At 54.8% G+C, this 6,993-nt stretch carries 6 protein-coding genes and 1 pseudogene; 6 read left to right on the plus strand and 1 reads right to left on the minus strand.

The features are described 5' to 3' along the window. Positions 1 to 48 precede the first annotated feature (48 nt). The 6 genes from EN853_RS28005 (at position 49) to EN853_RS28030 (ending at position 6,865) form a co-directional block, all read left to right on the plus strand. Positions 49 to 774, plus strand: a complete 726-nt coding sequence (locus EN853_RS28005) for an ABC transporter permease (protein WP_127862266.1) — start codon at positions 49 to 51, stop codon at positions 772 to 774. Next, positions 771 to 1,517, plus strand: a complete 747-nt coding sequence (locus EN853_RS28010) for an ABC transporter ATP-binding protein (protein ID WP_127862207.1) — start codon at positions 771 to 773, stop codon at positions 1,515 to 1,517. The genes EN853_RS28005 and EN853_RS28010 overlap by 4 nt, the downstream gene beginning before the upstream one ends. After that, a complete protein-coding gene (locus EN853_RS28015) occupies positions 1,514 to 2,296 on the plus strand; it encodes a sulfotransferase family 2 domain-containing protein (protein WP_127862206.1) in 783 nt (260 codons plus the stop codon). The genes EN853_RS28010 and EN853_RS28015 overlap by 4 nt, the downstream gene beginning before the upstream one ends. A gap of 68 nt (positions 2,297 to 2,364) precedes the next feature. Beyond that, positions 2,365 to 4,623: a glycosyltransferase gene (locus tag EN853_RS28020; RefSeq protein ID WP_245517213.1), complete on the plus strand. Its 2,259-nt coding sequence runs from the start codon at positions 2,365 to 2,367 to the stop codon at positions 4,621 to 4,623. Beyond that, positions 4,620 to 6,239, plus strand: a complete 1,620-nt coding sequence (locus EN853_RS28025) for a glycosyltransferase (RefSeq protein ID WP_127862205.1) — start codon at positions 4,620 to 4,622, stop codon at positions 6,237 to 6,239. Before EN853_RS28020 ends, EN853_RS28025 begins: the two co-directional genes overlap by 4 nt. Next, positions 6,236 to 6,865 (plus strand): acetyltransferase, encoded by a 630-nt coding sequence (locus EN853_RS28030; protein WP_127862204.1) that lies wholly within the window; start codon positions 6,236 to 6,238, stop codon positions 6,863 to 6,865. The genes EN853_RS28025 and EN853_RS28030 overlap by 4 nt, the downstream gene beginning before the upstream one ends. Here the strand turns inward: EN853_RS28030 and EN853_RS28035 are convergent. Further along, positions 6,862 to 6,993: pseudogene (locus tag EN853_RS28035) on the minus strand (IS481 family transposase); the annotation flags it as partial. The gene EN853_RS28030 and the pseudogene EN853_RS28035 sit on opposite strands and share 4 nt — an antisense overlap.

The raw sequence follows: 6,993 nt of genomic DNA on the forward strand, positions 1-6,993 counted from the left end.
TACCTTAGAGGTATCTGGGCCGCCCGCTATTTCTGGTGGCACCTTTCGATGTCGGATCTGCGCTCGCGATGGCGCCGCTCCTTCTTCGGCCTGTTCTGGTCCATGATCCAGCCGCTTGGGCTGACTTTGCTATTGTCTTTGGTGTTCAGTCGAATCTTCGGCATGCGAATTACTGAGTATGCCCCCTACATCCTCTCAGGGATGATCATGTGGGAATATGTGGTGGGTTCGGTGATCGGAGGCTCATTGGCATTCGTGCAGGCCGACGCGTATATCAAGCAGACGCGACACCCACTTGCAATTTATACACTGCGCAACGCTTTGACAGGCTTGATAGTGCTAGCCACGGCCAGCATCGCCTTGGTTGGATGGGTGCTTATCGTGATGCCACAGAATCTCGGCTGGTGCTGGCTTGCCGCGCTTACCACCTTTCCGATTGTCGGCCTTGTTAGCTGGCCAGGAGCGACTATCACCGCCTACATTGCGGCGCGATTTCGCGATCTGCCTCACGCCTTGGGCCTGATCATGCAGGCCATGTGGTTTGTGTCTCCGATCTATTTTGAGCCCTCTACCTTTCGAAACGGAGATCTACACGCTCTCGTGGACTTCAATCCGATCTATCATCTAATGCAGATAGCGCGGGCTCCGCTCTTGCACGGCCAGTGGCCAACCTTGGAGAACTATGCCTGGTCGCTTGGAATGATAATTGTTCTCGGGGTAATCGCCATTCTGGTCGGGCGCCGCTGCGAAAAGCGGGTGATTTTCTATCTATGACAAACACAATTCGTCTTCGAGACGTCAACTTGCACTACGCATCGGTGGCCTTCCGGGAGCGGTCTCTGAAGTCCCTGGTTGCTGCCTGGGTTAGCCAAGGTAGGAGCAAGTGCGATCTGAATGACATCCACGCACTCAAGGACATTTCTGTGCGTGTGGACCCAGGGGAGCGAATCGGTTTGCTTGGCCACAATGGCGCGGGCAAGAGCTCGTTCCTCAAGATGGTTGCCGGCCTCTATCCGATCTCGTCAGGCAGCAGAGAGGTTCGCGGCACAGTCAGATCAATGCTCGATCTGAGTCTCGGCTTCGAGCCTGATGCCACGGGCCGCGAGAATATTCTTTATCGGGGTTTGCTGCTTGGCCTTTCACCGAAGGCGATGCGATCGATGGAAGCTGAGATAGTCGAGTTCGCCGACCTTGGTGAGTTCATCGACTACCCGCTCAAGACATATTCCGTGGGCATGCAAGTTCGTTTGGCGTTTGCGGTCTCGACGTCGGTGGGAGGCGACATTCTTCTTCTGGACGAAGTCGTTGGAGCCGGGGATGCTCGTTTCATGGGAAAGGCTCGAGCTAGAATCATGAGCTTGGTCGAACAGTCCGAAATCATGATCCTCGCCAGCCACGACCTGACTACCGTAGGACAGTTGTGCCAGCGCGGGCTTGTCTTGGCCGGCGGACATATCATGTTAGACGCTCCTATCGAACAGGCGATCAAGTTCTATGAAGAGAATTTCTCGAAATGAAAGCTCTCTTCAATCTTCCACAAAGTCCTGCGCAAGAAGATTTGCAGAACCCAAAGTGTCCCATCGCTTTCGTGCACATCCCCAAGACGGCCGGGACGGCGTTCATTGAATATCTGATAGGGAATATTGCTGATCAGTCCAGAGTAGCGCCGCCGTTTATGGGCGACATGGCGATGACCCGAGATGAGCGCAGCTCGTATCAGCTCTACTGGGGGCATTATGATTATTTCCTACTAAAGGCAACCGGCAGGAAATTCACATTCGTCACCTTCCTACGGCACCCCCTGGCAAGGGCGATTTCCCAGTGGAAGTCGTGGTCGAATCCCAGCAATCTTACGGAAGCCTGGTTGAACGTCATGGAACCCTATCAGGTCGACGCGCTTCGTTTCTCGCAGAAGGCAACGCTCGAAGAGTTTATTATGTCCCCCAATCTCTACATCGAGGGCCACATCAGAGACGTGCAGACCAGGTATTTAGCTGACGCCCCTGACAGGCCTGGGATGCTAGACAGCGCAAAACGCAATCTCGAGACTGTCTTTCGTTTTTTCGGAATCGTCGAACGATTTGAGGACTCCATCAGGCTGTTTCGGGCTAACTTCAAGAACTCCCTACCCTACGCTGTCCCCGAGACGCGTGAAAACAGATCGAGGGAATCGGAGGTGCACCTCTCACCGGCGGCGCAGGCCCGTCTTCGTGCTCTAAATTCGAACGATTTTGAGCTCTATGACTTCGGATGCAGGCTGTTCGAAAAGCGGTATCGCGAGGTGTTCCGCAATTGATAGACATCTCATCTGAAGCCCGCCCGATTTCCGGAGAGAAGTTAGCCGCAACGGGGATGCCTAGGGTTATGTGGCTGTTGAACCACACCTCGGCTCGCCGTTTCGAAGTCCCAATGCTCAAAGCATGCGGATTTAATGAGATTTTTCTTCCCAAGATACATCCCGTCGATCCGAGTTTCCGTAGCGCATCGATAGACTTCTCGGAAGATCAAAACTTGACGATACCGGCCACCGATCTTGCCGTCCTAAACGCGGCAGATTGGTATGGGAATCCAGGGCGCGACGCCTGGGCGGTGGCCAACCGCCATTTTTCTTTGCTCTTTTTCATTGTTCACACTGCGGAAGCGCTGGGTGGTATATCTGCCCATTTTGAAGGGGCTGCCATATGGCGGGCCTACGGCCTCGAGCGGACCAATAGCTACTCGAACATTCGCAAGCATTTTACCGAAGGGGTCAAAACTATCGAGAGGATGGGAGATCGTTTTTGGTTCGGCGAAGCCTATCAAGACTTGCGTGAGGTCGAGGACGAGCTGATACGAAGGCGATCCGTTTACCTCCCACTCGGCCTACCTTCGACGGACGTAAAGGAGGGATGGACCGGCAGCGATGGCCGTGTGTTCTTTGTTTGTCCGGACATCGGCTTTAATCCCTATTATCGAGCCATCTTCGAAGAATTCACGCGCGAATTTGCCGGTTTGCCCTATGCGATCGGAGGAAGCCAACCGATAGCCGTCGCCGATCCAAACGTGCTTGGCTTTGTCCCCAAGGAGGCGCACGAACTCAATATGCGGCAAATGCGGGTCATGTTTTATCATTCCCGCGAACCACGTCATGTTCACTACCATCCATTTGAGGCGGTACGCGCTGGCATGCCATTGGTGTTCATGGCTGACGGTATGCTCGACAAGCTCGGGGGAATTGGCCTCCCTGGTAGGGCGCGAACAGTGGCTGAGGCAAGGTCCAAGATCCAGAGGCTGCTGCAGGGAGACGCACGCCTGATTGACGAGATCCGGACGAGTCAGCGTGTGCTGCTCGAGTCTATGAGGCCGAATAGTCTCGAAAATACCTGGCGGAGAAATCTCACGCACGTCATTCAGCGACTGCAGGTCGCCAGCGCTTCGCAAATCGCTCTGCCGACACGAAAAAAGCGGATAGCGATCATCCTACCCATCGCTTATCGCGGCGGGACGTTGCGTGCTGCGAAGTTGCTCGCCGAGGCGGTCTCCAGTGGCGCCGAGCAAGCCGGGGAATCTGCGGAAGTCGTCTTGCTCCATCTTGATCTACCTTCTGCGTATTCCGCAAAGGATTGGTCTGACTTGCCTCCGTCCGTGACTACCAGGACGTTCAATTGGAGCATTTTGGATAAGGCAGAAGCAGAGACCGCAATGCTGTTCGATGGTCATTCTGACTGGCAGCCCGTCTATGAGAAGTATTTGGTGGCAGACGACGGAGTAAAGCAGCTTGGCGACTGCGACCTATGGATAATTGTTTCGGATAGGCTATCACTGCCAATATTACCAATGCGTCCAGTACTACTTATTGTCTTCGACTATTTGCAGCGCCACTATCGCGTCTCTGATATCGATGAGCAGATCTTGCTGGCTAACCGATTGGCCAATCATGTCTTAGTAACGACGGATTTCACCCGGCAGGATGCTCTTCAATATGCGGGCGTCGATCCTCGCCGCCTCACCAAAGTGCCAATGCTGGTGCCTGGAAAGGGCAAGACCGTACGGCAGCGTAACGACGGCGATGAAGCCACACATTTCATCTGGACAACCAATCTGGCGGCGCACAAGAACCACCGTAGAGCGCTGGCCGCATTGCAGCTTTATTATGAGGCTTACCAAGGCAAACTGACTTGTCACGTGACGGGTTTCGGCTCGCGCGAAATCATCAAGAGCCAGTTGCCGCATCTTGAAGGCCTCAATCGCGTCGTTGCAGGTAGCCGCGCGCTTCGGCAGCATGTGAGATTCCTGGGTGAGCTGTCGGACGAAGGTTATCGGAGGGAACTCGCTACATCTGCATTTCTTTGGCACCCGACAGAATTGGACAACGGCACGTTTAGCGTCATTGAGGCCGCACACCACGGCATTCCATCTCTCTCAAGCGACTATCCGGCGATGCGCGAGATGGATCGTCAATTTCAACTCGGCCTCAGCTTCATGGATCAGGAAGACGCTGAAGACATGGCCGCTCAATTGCACGCTATGGAACTTAATCTGGTGGAACGAAGGCGTTCTTTGGCGACCGAGAAACAACTCGAAGACCAAAGTGTCGAGCGGCTAGCTCCCCGATATTGGCATGTTATCCGCGAACTACTATGAAAAAATACGGCATTTTCATTGCCTACGCCCCTACCATTGACCTTCGGACAGAGGGGCTAGGGCGTTATCTGTCCTCGTTTCTGAAGGCAGCCACAGCTCGGGGTGACGCCCACTTCGTGATCCTTTGCCCGAGCTGGTCGCGTGATGCGTTGGCTGCGCTCTGTATAGAAGCTGAGATCCCCCGCCAGGCGCATAGCTTCCTCGGTCCTGACCAGACGCCGCTGCTTTATAGAGTTTATCAACTCCTGCAGCGTCGAAGGAGAATCAAGCAACGTCGTAGACGCTTTCAGACGGTTCGGGACAGGCTTTATGCTGCAACCTTTGCACATGCCGAATGGCTGAGGGACCGCATCGCAAGCACACGCAGCTTCACGGCCATGGCTGCTTTTGCCTTCTATTGCGGATCGATGGCGATCCCGCTTGCCGCCCTCGTTCTCGGAACGCGGCTTGTAAAAAGAAGCCGAAGCTTGACGGGCTATTGGTTGAAACAGGCGGGCAGGTCGGCTTGGCAAAGTGTGATCTCAATTAGCAGGGTGTCGCCCTCGAGCCTCCGTCTCAAGCTCTATGAAGGGATGCTGGAGCGGGAAACCGCGTTGATGATTCAAAGCGGTAACAAACAAAGTGACATCAGCGCCTGGTATACACCAGCAGCTTTCTGGCCGAGAGTAGCGGATTTGAAAGCGCCAGTCCTGACCTGCGTGCCCGACGTTGTCCTCGCAGAATTCCCGGTCGGCTTTGCGAAACTCGGTGGGGTTCCAATGCAGCACGCCTACCAAACCGTGGCCCGCACCATTCGCCAGGGCAAGAATTTTGTCACCTACAGCGATCACATTAAGCGCGGAATTCTGGTTGAGAGATTTGGAGTCGATCCGGCCGCAATCCAGACGATACCTCACGCACCGAACGACTTAAGCCGTCCTATCTCGATCGCGGGTTTCCCCGACAATGAAGCGACGGCGCGTGCTTATGCTGAGACGCTGCTGCTTGGAGCCATCCGGAAAGCGAGCAATCAACGATATGCAAGTACTTTTAGCAACCCGAAGGTAAAGTTCATTTTCTATGCTAGCCAATTTCGCCCTTCCAAAAACGTGATAACGCTGCTGCGCGCTTACGAGTGGCTCCTTCGAAAAAGAAGGATGGGGCACAAGCTCATTCTAACTGGGTTCAGTCACTACGAGAGTGTGAGAGTATTCTTGAGAGAACACAATCTGCTAGCAGATGTGTTGTGCGTTCACGGATTGACAGAGCCGGAACTGGCCGCTTGCTATAAGATGGCGGACTTAGCGGTGAGTCCTAGCCTGTCTGAGGGTGGCATGCCCTTCACCTTCACCGAAGCGTTGTCCGTCGAAACTCCAGCGATTTTGGCAGACATCGATGTAACGCGCGAAATAATAAAGGACCCGGCGCTGCGCGAGGCGTCACTTTTCGACCCCTATGATTGGCAAGGGTTGGGCGAAAAAATGGCGTGGGCCATTCAGAACCGCGCCAGCCTCTATCAACTGCAGCGGAGATTCTACGACGAGGTTTTGGCAAAGCGGTCGTGGGCTAATGTTGTCGAAGAGCATCTCGAGTTACTAGACCAACTAGCGGCCCGACAGATGGTAGCGGCAAGATGACATCACCGCCTGAAGCCGGCATCTACATTCTGGGCTTTGGCGGGCATGCGCGCAGCGTAGCCGATGTTGCACTAGCCGCTGGCGTCAAAGACTTGATTTTCGTGGATGCGAACGCGCGAAGGGATGAGCGCTTCGCAGGTTTTCCAACCGTCACGATTTTACCTATGATCCTGCCCCCCGGCTGGAAAGTCTTTCCAGCCATCGGCGACAATCTCGGCCGGAAAGCAGCGTGCAGTGACCAAAGTGCATTACTCGTGAAGCTCATATCTCCAACCGCCACCATAGGCACCCAAGCTCAGGTTGGCCCAGGCACGCTTGTGGCCCATCATGCCCACGTCGGACCAGCCGCAACAGTAGGCCGCGGAGTGATCATTAACACCGGGGCAATCGTTGAGCATGAGTGCAAGATAGCAGACTTTTCTCACATATCGGTCAATGCAACTGTCGCGGGCCGCGCACATATCGGTTCGAACGTGTTCATCGGGGCGGGCGCAACGGTCATCGACAAGGTTTCGATCTGCGATGACGTTATTGTCGGAGCCGGGGCAACTGTAGTTGACCACATTGTTGCGCCAGGGACGTACGTCGGAACGCCCGCCCACCCACTCAAAAACCCGGCTAGCTAGGTGTGGAGCCTCAACAGGTTGTCCTCGGTTAGAGCGAGGCGACTGATAGGTGTTTTGGACTTTAGGCTCCCGTGGGGACGGTGCCAATTGTATCTGTGCAGCCAGACCGGCAACTCTGCGGCGCGGTG

This window comes from Mesorhizobium sp. M1C.F.Ca.ET.210.01.1.1 (genome assembly GCF_004791585.1).
Classification (GTDB): domain Bacteria; phylum Pseudomonadota; class Alphaproteobacteria; order Rhizobiales; family Rhizobiaceae; genus Mesorhizobium.